Source organism: Pseudoalteromonas sp. SCSIO 43088 (genome assembly GCF_023650795.1).
GTDB classification, from domain to species: Bacteria; Pseudomonadota; Gammaproteobacteria; order Enterobacterales; family Alteromonadaceae; genus Pseudoalteromonas; species Pseudoalteromonas shioyasakiensis.
This window is the reverse complement of sequence record NZ_CP072675.1, coordinates 1897912-1920722: the sequence shown is the minus strand read 5'-3', so window position 1 is coordinate 1920722 and position 22811 is coordinate 1897912. Positions and strand designations below refer to the sequence as shown.

19 protein-coding genes are annotated in these 22811 nt (G+C 40.6%); 8 read left to right on the top strand and 11 right to left on the bottom strand.

Translation table 11 applies throughout. The annotated features are described in order from the left end of the window. Window positions 1-98: 98 nt before the first annotated feature. Together J8Z28_RS08925 and J8Z28_RS08920 are read right to left on the bottom strand one after the other, a co-directional pair. On the bottom strand, window positions 99-1025 hold the full coding sequence (locus J8Z28_RS08925; protein ID WP_250660347.1) for an electron transfer flavoprotein subunit alpha/FixB family protein: 927 nt from the start codon (window positions 1023-1025) through the stop codon (window positions 99-101). Continuing rightward, window positions 1026-1775, bottom strand: coding sequence for an electron transfer flavoprotein subunit beta/FixA family protein (locus J8Z28_RS08920; protein WP_250660346.1), 750 nt, complete (start codon window positions 1773-1775; stop codon window positions 1026-1028). A gap of 193 nt (window positions 1776-1968) precedes the next feature. On the opposite strand from J8Z28_RS08920, the gene J8Z28_RS08915 reads away from it, so the two are divergent. The 6 genes from J8Z28_RS08915 (at window position 1969) to J8Z28_RS08890 (ending at window position 8612) form a co-directional block, all read left to right on the top strand. Further along, window positions 1969-3615 (top strand): electron transfer flavoprotein-ubiquinone oxidoreductase, encoded by a 1647-nt coding sequence (locus J8Z28_RS08915; protein ID WP_250660345.1) that lies wholly within the window; start codon window positions 1969-1971, stop codon window positions 3613-3615. A 103-nt stretch (window positions 3616-3718) separates the two neighbouring features. Then, on the top strand, window positions 3719-4183 hold the full coding sequence (locus J8Z28_RS08910; protein WP_054561436.1) for an acyl-CoA thioesterase: 465 nt from the start codon (window positions 3719-3721) through the stop codon (window positions 4181-4183). Window positions 4184-4422: 239 nt separating this feature from the next. Further along, the gene (locus J8Z28_RS08905) at window positions 4423-4995 is read left to right on the top strand and encodes an outer membrane beta-barrel protein (protein ID WP_054561435.1); all 573 of its coding nucleotides are present in this window, start codon (window positions 4423-4425) and stop codon (window positions 4993-4995) included. Between the two features lie 98 nt (window positions 4996-5093). Continuing rightward, complete coding sequence (gene tsaA / locus J8Z28_RS08900; RefSeq protein ID WP_054553913.1) at window positions 5094-5798, top strand: tRNA (N6-threonylcarbamoyladenosine(37)-N6)-methyltransferase TrmO; 705 nt, start codon at window positions 5094-5096, stop codon at window positions 5796-5798. Between the two features lie 113 nt (window positions 5799-5911). Continuing rightward, on the top strand, window positions 5912-7636 hold the full coding sequence (locus tag J8Z28_RS08895) for a proline--tRNA ligase (RefSeq protein WP_055198358.1): 1725 nt from the start codon (window positions 5912-5914) through the stop codon (window positions 7634-7636). Between the two features lie 142 nt (window positions 7637-7778). Next, a complete protein-coding gene (locus J8Z28_RS08890) occupies window positions 7779-8612 on the top strand; it encodes a UDP-2,3-diacylglucosamine diphosphatase (protein WP_054561432.1) in 834 nt (277 codons plus the stop codon). Here J8Z28_RS08890 and J8Z28_RS08885 read toward each other — a convergent pair. The 5 genes from J8Z28_RS08885 to J8Z28_RS08865 form a co-directional block, all read right to left on the bottom strand. Continuing rightward, window positions 8609-9400, bottom strand: coding sequence for a response regulator (locus J8Z28_RS08885; protein ID WP_250660344.1), 792 nt, complete (start codon window positions 9398-9400; stop codon window positions 8609-8611). The genes J8Z28_RS08890 and J8Z28_RS08885 overlap by 4 nt on opposite strands. 80 nt (window positions 9401-9480) lie before the next feature. Further along, window positions 9481-11646, bottom strand: a complete 2166-nt coding sequence (locus tag J8Z28_RS08880; RefSeq protein WP_250660343.1) for an ATP-binding protein — start codon at window positions 11644-11646, stop codon at window positions 9481-9483. Window positions 11647-11818: 172 nt separating this feature from the next. After that, on the bottom strand, window positions 11819-13027 hold the full coding sequence (locus tag J8Z28_RS08875; protein WP_054553916.1) for an ABC transporter permease subunit: 1209 nt from the start codon (window positions 13025-13027) through the stop codon (window positions 11819-11821). Next, window positions 13020-13808 (bottom strand): ABC transporter ATP-binding protein, encoded by a 789-nt coding sequence (locus J8Z28_RS08870; RefSeq protein ID WP_054561430.1) that lies wholly within the window; start codon window positions 13806-13808, stop codon window positions 13020-13022. The genes J8Z28_RS08875 and J8Z28_RS08870 overlap by 8 nt, the downstream gene beginning before the upstream one ends. Next, entirely contained in the window at window positions 13805-14617 is an 813-nt protein-coding gene (locus tag J8Z28_RS08865; protein WP_250660342.1) for a DUF3025 domain-containing protein, read from the bottom strand. Before J8Z28_RS08865 ends, J8Z28_RS08870 begins: the two co-directional genes overlap by 4 nt. 110 nt (window positions 14618-14727) lie before the next feature. On the opposite strand from J8Z28_RS08865, the gene J8Z28_RS08860 reads away from it, so the two are divergent. Next, window positions 14728-16353, top strand: coding sequence for a M28 family metallopeptidase (locus J8Z28_RS08860; protein ID WP_250660341.1), 1626 nt, complete (start codon window positions 14728-14730; stop codon window positions 16351-16353). A gap of 71 nt (window positions 16354-16424) precedes the next feature. Next, entirely contained in the window at window positions 16425-17597 is a 1173-nt protein-coding gene (locus tag J8Z28_RS08855) for a putative manganese transporter (RefSeq protein WP_054561427.1), read from the top strand. A 61-nt stretch (window positions 17598-17658) separates the two neighbouring features. Here J8Z28_RS08855 and J8Z28_RS08850 read toward each other — a convergent pair whose 3' ends face one another. The 4 genes from J8Z28_RS08850 to astE all read right to left on the bottom strand — a co-directional run bounded on the left by J8Z28_RS08850 (window position 17659) and on the right by astE (window position 22755). Continuing rightward, window positions 17659-19230 (bottom strand): dihydrolipoyllysine-residue acetyltransferase, encoded by a 1572-nt coding sequence (locus tag J8Z28_RS08850; RefSeq protein WP_250660340.1) that lies wholly within the window; start codon window positions 19228-19230, stop codon window positions 17659-17661. An 8-nt stretch (window positions 19231-19238) separates the two neighbouring features. Further along, a complete protein-coding gene (locus J8Z28_RS08845) occupies window positions 19239-20216 on the bottom strand; it encodes an alpha-ketoacid dehydrogenase subunit beta (RefSeq protein WP_054561425.1) in 978 nt (325 codons plus the stop codon). Beyond that, a complete protein-coding gene (locus J8Z28_RS08840; RefSeq protein ID WP_054561424.1) occupies window positions 20216-21430 on the bottom strand; it encodes a thiamine pyrophosphate-dependent dehydrogenase E1 component subunit alpha in 1215 nt (404 codons plus the stop codon). The genes J8Z28_RS08845 and J8Z28_RS08840 overlap by 1 nt, the downstream gene beginning before the upstream one ends. Before the next feature lie 269 nt (window positions 21431-21699). Beyond that, window positions 21700-22755 carry a succinylglutamate desuccinylase gene (gene astE, locus J8Z28_RS08835; RefSeq protein WP_250660339.1) on the bottom strand — a complete coding sequence of 352 codons (1056 nt, stop codon included), beginning with the start codon at window positions 22753-22755 and terminating at the stop codon, window positions 21700-21702. Between the last annotated feature and the right edge of the window lie 56 nt (window positions 22756-22811).

Here is a 22811-nt window from a genome sequence, read left to right as displayed (position 1 = left end):
CTCAAAATAGACTACTTAATTAAGCGGATTGGTATAAAACGAAAAAAAGCTGCGCACCTAAAAGGTGAACAGCTTTTAACAACCAGAATCGTTATGAATTACAGAGCCCTTTCAAGCTCTGGTAACACATCAAATAAATCAGCAACTAAACCATAGTCAGCGACTTGGAAAATTGGTGCATCAGGGTCTTTATTGATGGCAACAATCACTTTTGAGTCTTTCATACCCGCTAAATGTTGAATCGCACCACTGATACCCACAGCAATATATAAATCTGGCGCAACAATTTTACCGGTTTGACCTACTTGCATATCGTTTGGTACAAAGCCCGCATCAACAGCAGCACGTGAAGCACCAATGGCTGCGCCTAGTTTGTCGGCAATACCATTTAATAACGCAAAGTTTTCACCATTTTGCATACCACGACCACCTGAAATAACCACAGGCGCGGCTGTTAGCTCTGGACGCTCAGATTCAGTTTGTTCTTCTGATACAAACTCACTCAGACCAACAGAACCTTTACCAGTAACACTAGTTACAGCTACTGGCGCTTGCTCTTGTGCAATATCAAAGCTACTTGCACGAACAGTAATAACCTTTTTGCTATCTAGTGATTTAACTGTCGCAATTGCATTACCTGCATAAATAGGACGCTTAAAGGTATCTGCATCAATAACGTCGATGATTTCAGAGATTTGTGCAACATCTAAAAGTGCAGCAACACGTGGCATAAAGTTTTTACCCGTTGTTGTTGCGCTTGCGACAATGTGTGAATAGTTATCAGCTAAAGATAAAACTAGATCAGCTAGGTTTTCTGCAAGTTGATTAGCATAAGCTGCATCATCGGCAATCAGTACATTGCTAACACCTGCAATTGACGCTGCTTGCTCGCTCATTGCAGCTAAATTTTCGCCGGCAAGTAGTAAATCTACATCAAAGCCTAGTTTAACAGCAGCAGTAATCGTTTTATTGGTTTCAGGCTTTAGAACACCTTTATCGTGTTCGGCTATCACTAATGTTTTCATTTAGATCACCTTCGCTTCTGTTTTTAACTTTTCTACTAATATCGCAACATCTTCAACGACAATACCGCCACTGCGTTTTTCTGGCTCGTTTACTTCTACCAGCTGTACGCGAGGCGCAAGGTCTACACCTAGGCTGTCAGCAGCAATTACATCTAGAGGTTTACGCTTTGCTTTCATAATGTTTGGTAATGAAGCATAGCGCGGTTCATTTAAACGTAAGTCTGTGGTTACGATAGCAGGTAGTTTAAGAGCGACTGTTTGTAAGCCACCGTCTACTTCACGCGTTACATTAACAGTACCTGCTTGAACATCGACTTTAGATGCAAAGGTACCTTGGCCACGACCCGTTAAAGCAGCAAGCATTTGACCGGTTTGATTGTTGTCAGAATCAATCGATTGCTTACCTAAAATAACCAGCTCAGGTGATTCTTGCTCTACAATCTTGCTAAGTAATTTAGCAACATGTAAAGATTCAAGCTTTTCTTCTGTTTCAATATGAATGGCTTTATCAGCACCGAGTGCTAAGGCCGTACGTAATTGCTCTTGAGATGATTTATTACCAATAGTTACAGCAACAACCTCAGTGGCAGTTCCTGCTTCTTTTAAACGAATAGCTTCTTCAATTGCAATTTCACAAAATGGGTTCATCGCCATTTTTACATTAGCTAGATCAACATCCGTTTTATCGGCTTTAACGCGTGCTTTGACGTTGTAGTCAATTACTCTTTTAATTGGAACGAGGACTTTCATCGTGACTCCATCAATTGTGTGTTCTCAAAGTTGACCTAAACGTCAACTTATTTATTTTATGAATTCAGACTACTTCCTGTTGACGTAAACGTCAACCTAAAATAACCTTAAAGTATTCACAGCCTGTAACGTTTCATTTGCAAGTATGAAATAAGGTTCTTTATAGCAGGTCCGTCACCGAGAAGAGGTTTATATGGTCGAACGCGAAACCATGGAATTTGATGTAGTCATCGTAGGCGCAGGCCCAGCAGGTTTATCAACTGCGATTAGATTGGCTCAACAAGCACAAGAAAAACAACAAGAATTAATGATCTGTGTGGTAGAAAAAGGCTCTGAGGTGGGCGCACACATTTTATCGGGTGCGGTTTTTGAAACCAAAGCGCTGGATGAATTATTACCTGATTGGCAGTCATTAGGCGCTCCAGTTACCACTAAAGTAACGCAAGATGATATTTACTGGTTCAATAACAGTGAAAAAGCCACCAGCATCCCCCACTTTGCTAGCCCTAAAACATTCCATAACGAAGGCAATTATATTGTCTCTATGGGTAATGTATGTCGCTTTTTAGCAGAGCAAGCGGAAAACTTAGGAGTAGAAATATTCCCTGGCTTTAGTGCTCATTCTTTGATTATTGAAGACGAAACAGTGAAAGGCATTATCACTGGCGATATGGGCCTTGATAAAGACGGCAACGAAAAAGATGGTTACATGCCGGGTATGGAGCTTAGAGCTAAATACACAGTATTTGCTGAAGGCTGCCGCGGTCATTTAGGTAAAGAGCTAATCAAACACTTTGCCCTTGATAAAGATGCGTCTCCACAGCATTACGGTTTAGGATTCAAAGAAATTTGGCAAATCGACCCGAGTAAACACAAAGAAGGCACAGTCGTACATGGCACAGGGTGGCCGTTAACCGGTGATACCAGTGGTGGTGCATTTATGTATCATAGCGATAACAACCAAGTTGTGGTGGGCTTAATTGTTGACCTTAACTACTCAAACCCACATCTAAGCCCGTTTGATGAATTTCAGCGCATGAAACATCACCCTGTCTTTAAAGATGTTTTAGAAGGCGGAGAACGTATAGCCTATGGCGCAAGAGCCATTGCCAAAGGTGGCCTGCGCTCTTTACCGAAAATGCACTTCCCGGGGGGGTTACTTGTAGGTTGTGATGCGGGCACATTGAACTTTGCCAAGATCAAAGGTAACCACACAGCCATGAAATCAGGCATGGTTGCCGCTGATGTGATTGTTGCAGCCCTTAGCAACGGTAAAGAAAATGCCGATTTAACTGAATATAAATCAGCCTTTGAACAAAGCTGGGCGTACAAAGAGCTTTATCAATCGCGTAACTTTGGCCCTGTTATGCATAAACTTGGTAAGTTCTTAGGTGGTGCTTATAACACCCTCGTTCAAAACCTATTTGGTGGCAACTTACCATTTAACTTTGAAGACAACATGCCAGATCATGCCACATTAGTTGCAGCTGACCAGGCCGAAAAAATCGATTACCCGAAAGCAGACGGCAAGCTTAGTTTCGATAAACTTTCATCGGTGTTTTTATCAAATACCAATCATGAAGAATCACAGCCATGCCATTTAAAGCTAAATGATAACTCGATTCCAATTAAGGTGAATTTACCGCAATTTGATGAGCCAGCACAACGCTACTGCCCTGCGGGAGTTTACGAAGTACAAGAAGTTGAAGGTGAAAAAGAGTTTGTGATCAACTCACAAAACTGTGTGCACTGTAAAACCTGCGACATAAAAGACCCAAGTCAAAACATTACTTGGGTAACACCTGAGGGAGCTGGCGGGCCAAACTATCCTAATATGTAACGCACGTTACTCATTTAATTAAAATTTATCCTAAATTGCAGGGGCTTCGGCCCCTTTTTTAGGCTATGCTGAAAATGTCGTGTTTTATAAAAGTGAGTAAAGTATGCCGTCTTCAAGTGTAACCTTTCGTTTTTTAGCTGAACCTACTGATGTCAATTTTGGCGGTAAAGTTCATGGTGGTGTGGTAATGAAGTGGATTGACCAAGCTGGTTACGCCTGTGCTGCAGGTTGGAGCGGTCATTACTGCGTAACTGTCTCAGTTGCGGGTGTAAAGTTTCAGCGCCCTATTTTGGTTGGCCAAATAGTCGAAGTGAAAGCTAGTATCGCACACACAGGTAAAACCAGTATGCAAATCTTTATTCAAGTACGCTGCGGCGACCCTAAAACCCAAAACCTAGTTGAAACCAATCATTGTGTTATAAGTTTTATTGCTATGGATGAAGCAGGCTACCCAATCGAAGTACCTTCATATACAGCCGTAACAGACGAAGAAAAGAAAATCGAAAACTATGCGATAAAAATGAAAGAGATTGCGATAGAAACAGAAACCCTTTTACAAAAAGCCTAAAAGCTTAAAGGAACAAAAAATTATAAACCGTACCTAGTAACTTCTACAGAGCACCCTGAAATTGTTACGACTGCCAAACTGAATGCCTGATTACAGTTTCAACAAACTGCACAAAAAACCACTTAAAAAAGCCTAAAAACAATACTTTAGGCTTTGTTTTAAGCTTGGCATTGCCGTTGCAATACTCCTTGTGAATGACGCGAAACATTCGTTTATTTATTTTATAAAGGAGCTATTAAATGATTAAAGCAATTTCACTTTCTGCACTTTCTTTAGCACTACTAGGTTTTAATAATGCTGCACATGCAGATATTACCGAAATGGATTCTCCGCGTATTTATACCGGTATCGGCTACGGCCAATATTCTTTTGAGTTTGAAGACAGTGAAAATGACACTGACTTTGATGACGATTCACAAATGCTGAAAGGTTATATTGGTACTCAGTTTAACAAGTACTTGAGCCTTGAACTTGCCTATCAAAATTTTGATGAAGTAAGCGATATCGATTCTAAAGCCGAAATTGACGGTGTTTCATTAGCAGCACGCTTAGCAGCCCCAATTACAGATAGCTTTTCTGTTTATGCCAAAGGTGGTTGGCTAGAGTGGGATGCTGAAATTGAGCAAGACCTAGGCGAGCTTGGCAGTATCAGTGCTGATACAGACGGTGGTGATGTATTTTATGGTGCAGGTGTAGAATATGCTTTCACAACAAACATGCAAGTACGTTTAGAGTATGAGCGCTATAAATTAGAAGATGATATTGACCCAGATATGGATGTAGCGTCTGTATCATTCCAATACATGTTTTAATTTAGACTACATAGTCTAAATATTAAAAGGCAGTCTCGACTGCCTTTTTTTACGTTTGCATGTAAAATGTCGGCAGATTTTCTTAACAACAATGCACAATGAGCGAATACCAATTAACTGCCGTCGGCCATATTCAATCTCCTTATAAACAAAAGTTTGCCATACCTCGCCAACCTCGTTTGGTTCCTGAGGCTAAAGCAAAGCTGGTATTCAGCAGCGATTTTAATCGTGAAGAGTTTGTACGCGGCCTCGATGAATTTAGCCATATTTGGTTACTATTCAGATTTCATGAAACCGCAGATAAAGGCTATTCAGCAATGGTGAGACCCCCTCGCCTAGGCGGTAATGAACGTAAAGGTGTATTTGCAACACGTGCAACCTTTCGCCCAAATGCTATAGGCATGAGTGCTGTAAAACTTGAAGGCATTGAATATAAAAATGGTCAATTAAGCTTATTGCTTTCAGGTATCGATTTACTCGATGGCACACCTATTTTAGACATTAAACCTTATTTGCCCTACTCAGACGCAATGACCGATGCCACCGCAGGCTTTGCCGATACCCGACCAGAAACCGATATGAGCGTTGAGTTTAGTGAAGAAGCGCTTGCGTTTATTGCAAAGCAAACTGAGCAACCTGAATTAAAAGCGTTTATAAGCAATGTATTAAAGCAAGATCCTCGCCCAGCTTATAAAAAGCAACGTGACTCAGAACAAAGCTACGGCATGACCTTATATGATTTTAATATTAGGTGGCATGTTCAGGACAATCATAATACAGTGACCAGCATTGAAAAATGCTAGTTTTTAGCATATAGCGCTTTAGTGTCAGTGCTTCCACTGGTAAACTTAGCGCCTTGTTATTACTCAAACGTCTTGAGTAAACGATAATAATTTTAACACTACTTGGAATAGAGATGCGTACCAGTCAATATATACTCGCAACACTTAAAGAAACTCCGTCTGATGCAGAAATTGTTTCTCATCAATTAATGCTACGAGCAGGCATGATCCGCCGCGTTGCGTCGGGTTTGTATACATGGTTGCCCTCTGGTCTACGCGTACTTAAAAAAGTAGAAAACATCGTACGTGAAGAAATGGATAAAGCAGGCGCTATCGAAATGTTAATGCCTATAATCCAACCAGCTGATCTTTGGGAAGAGTCTGGTCGTTGGGAGCAATTTGGTCCTGAATTACTTCGTATTAATGACCGTCACAACCGCCCATTTGCACTTGGCCCTACACACGAAGAAGTGATCACTGATTTTGTACGTAAAGAAGTAAACTCTTATAAGCAATTACCGCTTACTCTTTACCAAGTACAAACAAAAGTACGTGACGAAGTTCGCCCTCGTTTTGGTGTAATGCGTGCTCGTGAATTTACGATGAAAGATGCTTACTCTTTTCACTTAAGTGATGAGTGTTTAGAGAAAACTTACCAAGTTATGCACAAAGCTTACTGCAACATCTTCGAGCGCCTTGGTCTTGATTACCGCCCTGTTATCGCTGATACCGGTTCTATCGGTGGTAGCGTGTCACATGAGTTCCATGTGCTTGCAGAATCAGGCGAAGATGCAATCGCATTTAGTGATGCAAGTGATTATGCTGCAAATATCGAAAAAGCAGAAGCGCTGGCACCGACTGAAGACCGCCCAGCTGCAAGCAAAGAACTAAAAGCGTTCCCAACGCCTGATGCAAAATCAATTGCTGAGCTTAAAGAGCACTATGGTGTTAAACCTCATCGCGGTGTAAAAACATTAATCGTGTATGGCGCACCAGATGAAAACGAACAACGTGGTTTAGTTGCCCTTGTATTACGTGGTGACCATGATCTAAACGAGTTAAAAGCTGAGAAACACCCGCTTGTTGACTCACCGCTTGAAATGGCAAAAGAAGAAGACATCGTTGCTGCTATTGGCGCAAAACCAGGTTCATTAGGCCCAGTCGGCCTATCAATGCCAATAATTGTTGACCGTACAGCTAACGTAATGGCTGATTTTGTAGCTGGTGCTAATAAAGATGGTGAACATTTCAGCGGTATCAACTGGGATCGCGATGTAGAAAACTACGAAGTGGCTGATATCCGTAATATCGTGGAAGGCGATCCAAGCCCGTGTGGCCAAGGTTCACTGCAAATTAAACGTGGTGTTGAAGTTGGCCATATTTTCCAACTTGGCACTAAGTACTCAGAAGCAATGAAAGCAGGCGTATTAAGTGAATCAGGTAAAAACCAAGTAATGACAATGGGTTGTTACGGCATAGGTGTATCACGTATCGTAGCTGCCGCTATTGAGCAAAACAACGACCAATACGGTATTAAATGGCCGCAACCTATCGCACCATTTGATTTAGCAATTGTACCTATGAACATGCATAAGTCTCATCGTATTCCTGATATTGCAGATAACCTTTACAAAGGTTTAAAAGATGCAGGTTTAGATGTGTTGTTTGATGACCGTAAAGAGCGCCCTGGCGTTATGTTTAACGACATGGAGTTATTAGGTGTGCCTTTCACGCTGGTTATTGGTGAGCGTAACCTTGATGAAAATAAGGTGGAGCTTAAAAACCGTCGTACTGGTGAAAAGCTAATGCTTGATTTAGACAGTGCCGCTTCCGAAATTGCCGCACTTGTTAAAGGCTAATTAAGTCAGCTCAACAAAATATAAAAAACCGCTTCGGCGGTTTTTTTGTATTTCTTAATTGTCATAGATGTTTCGCTAAAGCGTCTTTTAACTGTCATTGATTCTGCCTAGCATTTACTTTATTACACCATGAGTAAATGCCATGAATAACACCACTTGCAGTAGTAAAACCCACTATCCTGCCGTTTGGATTTCCGACGTTCACTTAGGTTATAAAGACTGCCAAGCGCAGTATTTACTAGACTTTTTAAATGCGATTGAATGCGATGTTCTGTATTTGGTCGGTGATATTGTCGATTTATGGTCGATGAAACGACAGTTCTTTTGGCACCCTAGTCATTATGATGTATTAGCGCTTATTCAACAAAAAGCGAAAGATGGCACTCGAGTGATCTATATACCGGGTAACCACGACGAAACCTTTCGCCATTATGCCAATGATTCATTATTCGGTATTGAAGTACATAAACAATATATCCATACCACAAAAGCCAACAAACGGTTTTTACTGTTGCATGGCGACGATTTTGATTCAGCAACCCGCTACAACAAATTAATCAGTATTGCGGGCGATGCAGGATACGACTTTTTACTTTTTTTAAATCGTTGGACTAATCGCATTCGCCGTTTATTTGGTGGTAATTATTGGTCATTGGCCTCTTGGATAAAAGCGCGAGTGCATAAAGCACGTGAAGCAATTGACGCATTTGAAAAAGCGGCAATCCACGAAGCAAAAAAACAAGCCGTCGATGGCATCATTTGTGGGCATATTCATCACCCAGCCGTTAAAGTGGTTGATGGAATTTTGTATTGCAATGATGGCGACTGGATTGAGAGCTGCACTGCATTAGTTGAAAACAGCTCTGGCCGTATTGAGTTATTGCACTGGAGTGAAACACAAAAAGTGATTCACTCTGCTGATATTAGTACATTAACGCCTAAACCTGCATTTAATAAAGATCGTGATGCCGCTTAAGTCTTCAGCCACATTGAGAGCTTTTTACGCAATGTGGCTTGTTTAATTGGCTTGGTGATATAGTCGTTCATACCAACACTGAGGCATTTTTCTCTATCGCCAGCCATCGCGCTTGCGGTCATGGCTATGATCACCACATCTTGGTATTTCTCACCTGTTTTTCCCTGCCTGATTGCTTTGGTACAGTCATACCCATTTAAGTTTGGCATTTGGCAATCCATTAAGATCAGATCAAATTGAGTTTCGCTGTTATTCAATACCTCAATTGCTTCAAGACCATCGCTGGCTGATTCAATATGAACATAGCTATCTCTTAAGATCGCTTTGCTCACCTCAATATTAATCATATTATCGTCGACGATAAGCACTGAACGAGATGTTAAATCAAGCTCAATAATTTCTTTTGTATCTGTATTTTTACGCTCAATAACAGAATCATTGTTATTAAATAAAACAGCGAGTTTGTAGGCTAATTCATCAGGAGTGACAGGTTTTGCAATAACAGTACAATTGCTCGGTAATGTTTCTTTTTGTTTAAGTGATGCCATCACACCTAAAATTAATACACAGGTGTCGGAGTATTTATTTGCAAAACTCAACACATTGTTTAGTTCTGGGTGTTTATGATCAATGATAAGTAAATCTAACTCATTGAAAACATTGTCAGGTATATCACTTAATCGAGAAACATTCGATGGCTGAGGCTGACAAGTTTTCTCTAATTGGGTTTCTATGTTTTGACCAAGCAGATCATATAAAACTGCACAACCAACGTGTTTGTTATTCAAAGCCGTAATCGCCCCCTGCTCTTTTAATGAGGCACTGAGTGATACTGTGATACTGGCACAAAAGCGGCTGCCCTTTCCTTTTAACTTTCAACGATAATATCACCGCCCATCAACTGAGCGAGTTTTCGGCTTATTGAAAGGCCTAAACCACTGCCACCATAATGGCGTGTTGTACTTGAGTCCTCTTGAGTAAACACTTCAAACAATTTACTTTGGTTTTCTTTCGAAATACCAATACCTGTATCTTCAACTACAAAGCTTAGGCAAAGCGACTTATCTGTATGCAGCTGTTCCTTAACCGTTAAACTAACATGACCTTTATGAGTAAACTTAAATGCATTACTGAGTAAATTATTGAGAATTTGTTTTAAGCGGTGGCTATCCCCCATCACGGTTCGCTGAGTAATATCATGCGCATCGAACAGTATCTCAATACCTTTTTTCTGACCTTGAACAGCCATCGATGTTATTAAATCACTGCACACTGAAACGACATCAAATTCGTGACTATCTAAATCAAGTTTACCAGCTTCAATTTTTGAAAAATCTAGAATGTCATTAATCAGTGTCATCAATGAGTTAGCGCTGGTATTTGCATAATGTAAGTATTGCATTTGCTGAGTAGATAATGGCTCTTCTTCAAGCATTTCGAGCATGCCAAGTACGCCATTCATCGGGGTGCGGATTTCATGGGAGATATTGGCGACAAATTCACTTTTAGCTTTACTTGCAGCTAATGCTTCTTCGGTGGCCTTTTCGAGCTCGGCTGTGCGGCTTTTCACTTTTTCTTCTAATGTCACATTAAGCTTTTCTAGTTGATGTTGAGCGCACTTAAGTGAATCAATATTGCGTAGTATTGCCGCTATTTGATATTGCTGTTTTGCTGCATCAAAAACAGGTGTCATGGTAATCGAGAAATAATGTGTGCTTAGCTCGCTGATGTGAACCGCTTCAAACGAGCACCGCTGCCCTTCTTTAATGGCTTGTGCAATCCCTTGAAAATCTTCATCGTTATAATTAAACAATGTATCAAAGTGGGTGGTTTGTTCTGTTATACCAAAAAACGTTTGTGCCGTTTCATTGGCATTACAAATAACACCATCTGGCTGAACCATAATAATGGCATCTGTTGAGTTTTCTATAATTTTACTGTTCTTTTCTTTTAGAAAACTGAGCTCAATTTTTCTGTTGATGTCACGTTGATAGATTATAAATAACATCAGCACAACTAAAATGATTAAGCATAAAATGCCAATAAACCTTAATCGTTTTTGATGTATTTCATTCAGCAGTGTATCAGTGCTTATAGAGACAGCCAGTGTAAACGGCTGCATATGTACACCATCTTTAAACTCAATAATTTTATCTAGATAAAGTTTTTCAGGTAGGTTTACTACGTCAAAAAAATCAACTGAACTAATTTTGAGGTCGGCACTAAATTCCTCTGACCAATAATGTGGATCATCTAACTCAAAACTAAAACGGTATGATTCCTCTGGATGATAGATAAATTGTTGTTGAGCATTTAACAGATAAACAGAGAATTTATCTGATGATTTGCTTGTTAGCTTGTTAATAAGATCTTCTGCATAATAATTGAGGATAAGAACAGCAAAGGGCTTACCTTCGTTATCTTTCACCAGCTTTGCAATCCGGTATGTGCTGGTATAAGGCTGTTGTAAACGACCATTTTCGCGGTTGTAGTTAATTGGTGATAAGTAGATTTGACCATTTTCAAGCTTTGCCGTAATTTGCATGTAATCACGTTGGCCTTTGTGTTGTAAGTCCTCCTCACTAATTCTAAAGACCTGTTTATTCACACTATCAACGCGTACAACCTCTTTGCCATTATCAGCAATGTAGATATAACGAGCCTGAGCTAAGTCTTTATCTGTTGTCATAAAACCAGTAAAGATTTTAGCTAGGCGATCTTTCCATGCCGAGATAGGCGTGCCTAAAACGGGATCTATATTTTGATCATTGGTTGCGCGCATAATTGCAAGCACTGGCGGCGTTGAATCTAAAAAGTTAAGTGCAGAAATATTCTCTCTTAAACTTGTTTTTAGCACACTTTCTTTAGTGTCGAGCTCTCTTTGCATCTGTTCAAAGGTGCGGCTGAACACATCCTCTCTAAGGTCGTATTCATACTTTACAGTTACAAAAATAGCCAATAGCAAGAGAATACAAAAAGCAAGTATTGGTAATTTGTGACGTTGATAGAAATGCGCTGAATGTCCAGAATCCATTGAATCGAAAGCCTTCTTTTCTACTCTGCTTTAGAGTATAGGAGAGAATAGTAATAAAAGCGGAGTATACAGAAAATATATTAATTAATAAGGATTAGCAGGTACTTAGCTTGGCTTACAAACAAATAAAGCACCAAAATGGTGCTTTATTATTAGGTAAAATCAGTATCTCTTATCTAAATAAGACATCTTCTTTATTAAACCATTTAACGCAAAACGCGAGTAATGCACCTGCCACAATCACTGTCGCTAAGAAAATTAAACCCACGAGTGTGTAATCAACTGTACCTTTAATAATTTCTTTGATTGCCAAGGCTACATTTGTAACAGGAATAAAAGCAGTTTTGCTCGTCAGTTCAACATTTGGCATCAAGGCAACCATAATTGGGAAAATTACACCCATGCTAAGTGGTGCCATGTAGTTTTGCGCTTCTTTAAAGGTTCGCGCATAAATTGAAATAGCCAACGCTAATGATGAGAAGATTGCGGCAATAGGTAATAACAACACAAAAATCAGCCCTAAATCTAATACGGTTAAAGAGCTAAATGCGTTTTTAACAACTGCTAAATCTACAAATGCAATGGCCACTGATATCCATACACCCATACTGAGTACAGTAATGGTGGTTGTTGCAATAGAAGAAGCAAGTAAGGTTACAAACTTACCTAACACCAGCTGTGTACGGGTGATTGGTGTAAGTAGAAGGGTTTCGAGGGTACCGCGCTCTTTTTCCCCAGCTCCTAAATCAATCGCCGGATACGTTGCGCCCATCAATACCAGAGGAATAAGTAGATAAGGAATAAACCCACCTATTTTCTCGCCAAGATTTTCACGTTTATCTGCAGTGTCGACCTTCACAACTTTAATAGGCTCGATAATGGCAGCTTGTTGCTCTTCTGATACACCAAAGCTTAATAGTTTGTTTGTACGCAGCGTATCGCCATATTCTTTTGCCAGTTCTTTTACACGGTCAAATAGGAAGTTAATTGCTTTTGCGTCGTTATACACAACTTGCCATTCGCTTTGCTTTGCATCATCTAACGTTTGCTTAGCGTCTGACGGTAAATAGATACCCATGTCTATGGTGCCTGCTTTTACCGCTTTAGTGAGATCTTCTACCGTATTAAAGGTTTCGTCGCCTTTATATAAAGCAAAGCTCTTATGGTAAAACACCTTATCTGTAAAATCTTGCGCGTAATTGCCATTGATAATAGCGTAAGTATGGACCTCTTGTTCTGCCTCTAACGCCGCTTGTGAACTAATAAAGGCCATAACAGCAAATAAAAGTGGGAAGATAGCAACCGGTAGTGCAACAACGAATATCAATGTTTTACGGTCACGTAATAGCTCTTTTAATTCCTTTTTAAATACTTCAAACATCACGGCTCTCCGTTAAAATATTCATAAACGCTTGGTTTAATTCTTCACTTTGACCTGTTTGTTTAAACTCATCTAAGGTGCCATCAAAGCAACTAATTCCTTGGTTTATCACTGCAACACGGTCACAAAGTAAGGCAACTTCATCTAAATGGTGCGTTGAGAAAATAACTGGTGTGCCCTGCTCTTTAAGGCCGCGAATAAAGTTAATTACGGTTTGCGTAGTCATAATATCTAAACCAGTTGTCGGCTCATCAAGAATAACCACATCAGGATGATGAACAACAGCACGGGCAATATTGGCTTTTTGCTTCATACCTGTTGAAAGGTTTTCGGCGCGTTTATCAATAAAGCTGTGCATATCAAGTAAGGTGAATAGCTCATCACAACGAGCGGCTACCGCTTTTTTACTCATGCCATGTAAACGGGCAAAGTATTCAACGTTTTCTTTAACTGTTAAACGCCCATATAAGCCGGTACTACCTGACAGAAATCCAATTGATTTGCGGCCAACCAATGGCTTTTTAACGATATCGTGACCAGAGATGGTAATGCTGCCTTCATCTGGTTTTAAGGCTGTTGAAATCATTCTAAGGGTGGTTGTTTTACCGGCACCATTTGGGCCGAGTAAACCGAGTACTTCACCTTTGTTACATTGAAAGCTGACGTCTCTTACAGAATGGAAAAACTCTTTATCTTCACGGGGGTCTACGTTGTCCGTTTTATTTTTTTTATGATCTTTTGTTAGCTTAAACTTCTTTTTAAGCCCTGCCACTTCAATCATGTGCGTTTCCTTCGTTTCGGTCTAAAGTAATCAGTGTTACTGTAAAATTCTGGATCTTCATTGTCAGTCCACCATCCTGGTACGCCTAACAAGGGTAAGGGTGATAAGTTTTTATTATCATGCAAACAATCATCAAGCTTTATCATCTCATAAAGACGTTGATCTAGATACGCATATTGCTCGCTTAAATCTTTACAAAATATGTCATCAGGAACAATTACAAATAATGCTTTACCCGTTAAACCAATATACGGCTGAGTGAGCATTTCGTAGTTAGCATGACCAAACATAAATGGCCTAATGCTTTTACCCCAATGTTCACGTTGTTCTACAAAGGCTTGCTGCCATTGGTGGTCGCGTAATTGCTGCTGCCAGCTTTGCTCAGTAATTGCCAGCACCACACCGCACTCGTCAAATAAAGTAAGCGCATTTCGGTGTTTACTACGCTCTTTTAGACCATGCAGTTTAATTTCTTCGATATGCTGATGATTAATCAGCGCTTTGGTTTTTGGAAATAAACACCAAATAAAGCCACCAAAAAGGTCATGCCAATTTTGTTGTCTTGTCGGTACTTGCCCTGTCTCAAATATGATTTGCTCATAATAACGGGTTTCATCAGCAAACTTTTCATCTTCAACAAAGGTTATGGGTTTGCCCTGTGTAGTTTTCGCATTTAGATATTGATTAAACCACTGGCAAGATGGCCAATCTGACAGTTTATCTAAATTAAATAGCGTCGCTAGGTCACTAAAAGCACCCGTTGTGAGGTATTGTGTTGACCATTGCTCGGGAGCAGTAAATCGTTTCATTGCTTATTTTTTAACTTCTTGATGTATTGTGGGTAGTTTACCGTAAAAACTGGTTCTCATTAATAGAACCTCATATACTAATACCACCATAAAACAAAAAAAGAGCTATTATGAAACGCTATTTTCCAATGACAGTCCTTGCAAGTGCCATCCTTGCGGGCTGTGCTTCAACAAGTATCACATCAAGTGATGTCGAAAAAGCCTATCAAAGCATTAATTCAGAGCAATTAGCAGAGCACATTAAAGTGCTTGCCTCTGATCAGTTCGGTGGCCGTGCACCATCATCTAAAGGTGAAGAGCTAACGCTTGCCTATTTAACCGACCAATTTAAAGCATTGGGTTTTGAGCCGGGTAACGGTGATAGCTTCTTACAAGAAGTACCGCTTGTTTCACTAGAAGCTGATTCAGACATGGTACTTACCATTGGCGGCAAAGATTACCAATACAAAAAAGATATGGTAATGGGTAGCAGCCGTATTAGTGCTAAGCAAAGCATTAAAGATTCTGAATTAGTATTCGTTGGCTACGGTGTTAATGCACCAGAATACAACTGGAACGACTACGAAGGCCTAGATGTTAAAGGCAAAACAGTTGTTATGCTGGTAAACGATCCTGGTTTTGCGACGAAAAACCCTGATTTATTCACCGGCGATGCCATGACCTATTACGGTCGTTGGACATACAAATATGAAGAAGCAAGCCGTCAAGGTGCAGCAGGTGCGATTATCATTCACGAAACCGCACCGGCTTCTTACCCATGGTCAGTTGTTGAAAACTCTTGGAGCGGTGAGCAATTTGGTTTCCAAAAAGAAAATAACAACATGGACCGTGTTGCTGTTGAAGGCTGGGTAACAACTGATGTTGCTAAAGAGCTTTTCACAAAAGCAGGCTTAGATTTCGATACAATGAAAGCTAATGCGGCAAAAGGCGCTTACCATGTTGATATGGGCGACCTAACAGCAAGTGTTGAAGTAAATAACACAATCAAAAAGTCAATTTCGTATAACTTCATCGCGACGTTACCGGGTAGCGAAAAGCCAGACGAGCACATCATTTATTCAGCTCACTGGGATCACCTTGGTACTGATAAAACCCGCAAAGGCGACCAAATCTATAATGGTGCCCATGATAATGCAACGGGTACTGCTGGTTTAATCGAAGTTGCTGAAGCATTCGCTACTTTACCTGAGCACCCTAGCCGTTCAATGACTTTCTTAGCCGTTACTGCTGAAGAACAAGGTTTACTTGGCTCGAAATATTATGCTGCAAACCCAGTGATCCCAGCATCACAAACGGTTGCTAACATCAATATGGATAGCTTAAACCTATTAGGTAAAGTAAAAGACATCAGTGTTGTTGGTATTGGCAAATCAGAAATGGATAGCCTGCTAGAAACAGCTGCAAAAGCTCAAGGTCGTACAGTATCTGGTGATCCTAAACCGTCTTCAGGTGGTTACTACCGCTCTGATCACTTTGCATTTGCAAACATGGGTGTACCAGCAATGTATGCCGGTGGTGGTAGTGAAGCTCTTGACGAAGAAACGGCAAATTACCGTAAGCGTATGAGCTTAGTGCTACGTGGTTGTTATCATCAGCCTTGCGACCGTTACCGTGATGAATGGGATTTATCAGGTGCCGTTCAGGACCTTCAGTTATTCTATCAAGTAGGTTTTGATATCTCAGAACGTAAAGAGTGGCCGACCTGGAATGCCACTTCTGAGTTCCAACGCAAATAGATACAAATGAGATTGATTTTCATTTAAAATCGTAATACAGTGTAACCTGATTAATTTTTAGGTTGCACTGTATGCTCTCACTAACACAAACGAGGTTTATTCCTAATAAAGCGAGGTGTTACATTACGGATAATAAACGCTTAATTTTACCCCTTTTATTACTGATTTCTTTAGCGGTACCTGCAAGCCGAGAATTCACCCTACAAGCGCTGAGTGATGCTTTTTTTCAAGTATCTGTATTTGTTGCAGCCACCTTATTAATCTATTACTACCTTATTGATCGACTTCCTCAATTACAGCTTAGCTATTTACGTGCTAAATCAGGCATTCTAGAGGTGAGCTTTGCATCTATTTTAGGTGCTTTGCCTGGCTGTGGGGGTGCCATTATTGTGGTAACCCAATTTACTAAAAAGCAGGCTAGCTTTGGCTCTGTTGTTGCTGTCTTAACCGCAACCATGGGCGATGCCGCCTTTTTACTGTTAGCAACCCGCCCGCTTGATGGTTTATTAATGATGTTAATCGGTGTTGCTGTAGGTATTATTAGCGGTCAGATAGTTAATACATTTCATAGCCCAGATAAATTTCAACCTGACGAAGCAAGTGAATATACTGAGCAGCCACAATGCCAACCAAGCGCTTTGAAATTTAGCCGCCCTATTTGGAAGTTTACCCTAGTACCAAGCTTGATTATTGCTTCTGTCATAGCTACCAATTCTGACCTTAGCGAATTTAGTCAAAGCGTTAATACTGGCGTCACCCTGTTTGGCTCAATCATGGCGCTATTCACCGTGGTTGTGTGGTCTCTGTCTTCTAAAGGCAGCAGTTATAAGCAAGTAACCAGTGAAGAAGCGCCTTGCACACCTCCCTCAAAGCTCACGAAAGTATTAATGGACACGCACTTTGTTACTGCCTGGGTTGTTGCCAGTTTTATGCTGTTTGAAATTCTCGTTAACCTAGTCGGTGTTGATTTAACAGCCTGGTTTTCTGAGTATGCTTATCTTGCACCGCTGGTGGCTGTGGCTATTGGCTTATTACCTGGCTGCGGGCCACAAATCGTCGTAATGACACTCTATATTCAGGGTATTATTCCATTTAGTGCGATGACAGCCAATGCAATTTCAAATGACGGCGATGCCCTATTCCCAGCTATCGCATTAGCACCAAAAGCGGCCTTAATCGCGACGGTGTATTCATCAATACCTGCGCTGTTACTGGGTTATGGGTTGTATTTTTACGGAAAATAGCAAATACAAAATTTACAATTAAAAAAACCAGCCGAGGCTGGTTTTTTAATGCTTACTAATGTTAGCTCATCGCCATCATCATTTTTGCAGGGTCTTCTAAGTAAGACTTCCATAAGTTATTGAAACGGGCAATTGTACCGCCATCAATCACTCGGTGGTCTCCAGACCAGCTTACTTGCATAATAGCAGCTGAAACGACATTGCCTTGTGCATCAAAGCGAGGTAAATGCTGCAGTTTACCTAAAGCAACAATAGCTACCTCAGGTTTATTGATGATCGGGGTTGCAATTGTGCCGCCAATCGCACCGATGTTAGAAATGCTAATAGTGCCGCCTTTCAAATCATCCGGTGAAACACGACCATCACGTGCTGCTTCAGTTAAACGAGTCACTTCGTTTGCAACATCTACGATACTCTTTGACTGGCATGATTTAATGTTTGGTACTAGTAAACCAATCTTAGAATCAACCGCCATACCGATATTATGATCATCAAAGTAAGTTAGCTCACTGCAATCATCATTTACTTGCGAGTTTAGTACTTGGAATTGCTTAATCGCTAACGACAGTGCTTTGATAAAGAACGGCATCATAGTGAGCTTAACGCCCTGTTGCTTATACTGCTCTTTAAGCTCACTGCGCATTGCAATTAGTTTAGTTAGGTCAATTTCATCACAGAAAGTAAAGTGAGGAATTGTCGAAACTGAAGCAACCATTTGCTTAGCCATTGCCGCTTTAATGCCTTTAATAGGCTCTACGCGACTGCCACTAGAAGACGCCACAGTTGAGACAGGCTCTGCCGCTTTTGGCGCAGCTTGTTGTGATGCTGCTTGGCTTGGTGTTTCATTCAAGAAATCTTCGATATCTTGCTTATAAATACGGCCATTTTTACCAGAGCCTGGCACTTGTGTTAAATCAACATCAAGTTCGCGGGCTTTACGACGAACAGCAGGTGAAGCAACAGCTTTCTTATTCAATTGTTTGCTAGAGTTTGCTGAAGTCGCAGACTTCTGCGAAGGTTTAGTTGCTGCATTTGTTTGTGCTTTAACTACCGCAGAACTTACATCTGGCTCTGCACTTTGGCCTGCAATGCTCATTTGGAATAATGGGCTGTGAACCGCTGCAATATCACCTTTTTGATAATAAAGCTTTTCAACTTTACCTGTGTATTTAGCCGGAATTTGCACCAATGCTTTGTCTGTCATTACATCACACACAGCTTGGTCTTCTACGATTTCATCGCCTTCACTCACTAACCACTCAACGATTTCACACTCAACGATACCTTCACCGATATCTGGTAAAATGAAATCTTCTAAGTGCTCACCCGCCTCAGATGATGCTTCAGTTGGAGTTGCAGGAGCTTGCACTTCTTCGCTTTGTGTTGGTGCTTCGCCATCAACATCCATTGCAAATAATGGTGCATGTACTTTCGCAATATCCCCTTTTGCATAATAAAGCTTACTGATCACACCATCATGAACAGCAGGAATTTGCACAAGCGCCTTGTCGGTCATAACATCACAAATAGGCTGGTCTTCTTTTACAGAATCGCCTTCTGCAACTAACCATTCAACAATTTCACACTCTACGATGCCTTCGCCGATATCTGGCAAGATAAAATCTTTAGACATACTGACTCCTAAAACTCTACTGATTGCTTAATCGCAGCAAGCACTTTAAGTGCATCCGGCACATATTCTTTTTCAAGTGCTAATGGGTATGGCGTATCTAAACCACACACGCGAGCAATTGGCGATTCAAGGTGTAAGAAACACTCTTGTTGAATTGTTGCAACAATTTCTGCACCAAAACCATTCGTGATTGGTGCCTCGTGGCTTACCACTAAACGGCCTGTTTTAGTCACTGATTGAGCAATGGTCTCAACATCCCATGGTAAAATGGTACGTAAGTCGATCACTTCACAACTAATACCTTGCTCTGCAGCTTTTTTAGCGGCGTCTTCGATGATTTCCATCTGTGCACCCCAAGCAAGTACAGTGACATCAGTACCTTCTTGCACGATTTCAGCTTTACCGAGCTCGATGCTGTAATCTTCTTCTGGAACTTCACCTGTTGATGCACGGTACAAACGTTTCGGCTCAAAGAAAATAACAGGGTTATCATCTTTAATCGATGCACGAAGCAAACCTTTTGCTTGATATGGGTTACGTGGCACCACCAACTTCAAACCCGGTGTGTGAGCAAAATAAGCTTCTGGTGATTGTGAGTGATATAAGCCGCCTGCAATACCACCACCGTACGGTGTACGAATTGTTAGATTGCCAACATTAAATTCATTACCACTACGGTAACGGAACTTAGCTGATTCATTCACGATTTGGTCAAATGCAGGGAAAATATAATCTGCAAACTGAATTTCAGCTAATGCAGGCGCACCAAACGCCGCTAAACCATTAGCAAAACCTAAAATACCTTGCTCAGTTAACGGTGTATTGAACACACGATGCTTACCATATTTTTCTTGTAAGCCAGATGTAGCACGGAATACACCACCAAAATAACCAACGTCTTCACCGAAAATACATGCATTTGGATGCTCTGCCATGGTGATATCAAGGGCAGAGTTAATTGCATGAAGCATGTTCATTTTAGCCATTACTTTAATCTCCCTGCAGTTGTTGGATAAGCATCAGGATGCTGCAAAATGTGCTCTTTTAGTTCTTCATATTGTTTTTGCAGTGATGGGATTGGCTTATCATAAACATCAGAAATAAGGTCTTCTAATGCTGGCTTTTCAACTTTTTCAGCGCGTTTAAGGGCTGCTAAAATTTCTTCACGAATAGTTTCTTTGTCTTTTGCGTCTTGCGCTTCGTCTAACCAGCCTTGCTTTAATAGCCACTTACGGAAACGCTCGATTGGACAGCCTTTATGTTTTGCTTCTTCATCTTTTGTACGGTAACCGCTTGGATCGTCACTGGTTGAGTGAGCGCCTAAACGATAGGCAATCGATTCAATTAAAACAGGTTCACCTTTGGTAGTCGCAATTTCACGGGCTTTTTTCGTTGCTGCATAAACAGCAAGTGCATCAGCACCGTCAACACGGATTGTTTTAATGCCATAGCCAACACCACGTGATGCAATACCATCACCTTTAAATTGCTCGTCAGCAGGTGTAGAAATCGCATAACCATTGTTACGGGCAAAGAAAATTACCGGTGCTTCATGAACTGCGGCCATATTTAAACCAGCATGGAAATCACCTTCGGATGCAGCGCCTTCACCAAAGTAACAAATAGTGATGTTATCAATAGTGCTGTTTAACTCACCTGTTTGGGCATCAATATGACGAACTTTTTGGCCATATGCATAACCTGTTGCTTGCGGAATTTGTGTACCAAGCGGTGATGAAATAGTCATGTAGTTAAGTTCGCGTGAGCCATAGTGAATTGGCATTTGACGACCTTTACCCAAATCTTTTTCATTTGAGAACATTTGATTCATGAATTGGTCAAGGCTAAAACCACGATAACGTAAAGCTGCTTGCTCACGGTATTGGGCCATGATCATATCGTTTTGATCGAGCGCTGCAGCTGATGCTGTTACAGCCGCTTCTTCGCCTAGACATTGCATATAAAAGCTAACACGGCCTTGACGCTGTGCTGCTTGCATACGCTCATCAAGTGCTCTAATAAAACGCATTGTTTCATATAGGCGGATTGCCGTTGCTTTGTCGATATCAGGTGCGGTTGCACCTTCGTAGATGTCGCCTTCCTCATTAAGAATACTTAATGTAGGGATCGTTAATGCGTGACCATCAATAAATGACAGTTCATGATTAATGTTTAGCGATACGTTATTTGGATTACTCATAACCTACCTTCTTTCGTTGTCAGAAACCTACGCTACTGCCCTTAATTATATTTTTATCAGCATGAGCTGTAAGGATAAAGTTTGCGCAATATTCAATCTAATTAAATTAAACTGCCGTCACTTTACGTTAACGTAAGTTGTTATTCAACTAATCATAGACGAATAGATGACAAATGGCTAAAAACGCATGGAAAGTTAACTATACAACAAGATAAGTTCTTTAAAGTCATATAGTTAACTAAATTTAGATGGGTGTTAATGCAGAGATTTTAAATAAAGTTGCTATCAACTTGCATTGGAATAACAGTAAGTAAAGCGCGCTGACCTAAGGCTACATCAGCGTTTGGGAAGATAATAGCTTCACCATCTACTTCCGCTTCATATCTGGTCTGACCATCAGTTGCCATTAATTCACCCTTTGCGAAACCGGTGAAATTTTCCACATCATCAGCAAATGGAAAACTAAAGTCTTCGCAAGTACGGTTTATTGTTCTATATACTGAAAACAACTCGAAATCCTCTGCATTGAATTCTTTATATTCAACAGATTCTTGACTAATTAATGCAGTTAAGGTTTGTTTGGTTTTCTCAAATCGCGACATGTCATTTTCTCCAAATGGTTTTACTTGGCCAAGTTCTACCGTAAATGAATCAGCTCCATGTACAAACGACGAGTAGTAACTGAAGGTAGTTGCCGCTGATTTCATCATTAGTACCGTGTTTACGCCACAGCTAAGTAAAAATTGCAGTTGTGATTTTTTCCACGGTTTACCATGTAAGAAAGGATACACTGCAAACTTTTCATTTTTAGAGCCACGAATTGCAGTGTGAAGATCATAATGAAAACGCTCACTGTCTTGGTTGCCTCTAGCAAAGAAATCAGTAACCACGTCTTCAAGTAGCTTTGCACGAACTCGCTCAGGGTTAGAAGCAATGCCTTCAACAGTATGATGACCATTAAACAAACGGTTTAAGTTTTCATCAACAAAACGCTTACCGATATTAATAGATTTAGGATTACCATAAATAAACAGTACACGCTGCTTCAAGGTAAGTTGTTCTGTAATGATTGACTTGATTAATTGATCGCAAATTTCAATTGGCGCAGTTTCGTTACCATGTACCGCACTTGAAAGTACAATATCTTTGTTTGTTTGCTGTGCAGGTTGAAACTCAATGATACCCGTGTCGTGAACAGTGACATCAGTACCGTTTGTAAGGGTAAATGCACAAGGTTCTAGTGAAAATTCATTGTTGCGGGTCAAGGTTAAAAAGTCGCCAGTACTTTTTAATTCTTCGAGATATGAAGGAGTTGAATAGCTCATTGTTCTATCCTAAAAATGCGTGAGAGTAGAATACAAAAACGGCTGAGAATCTCAGC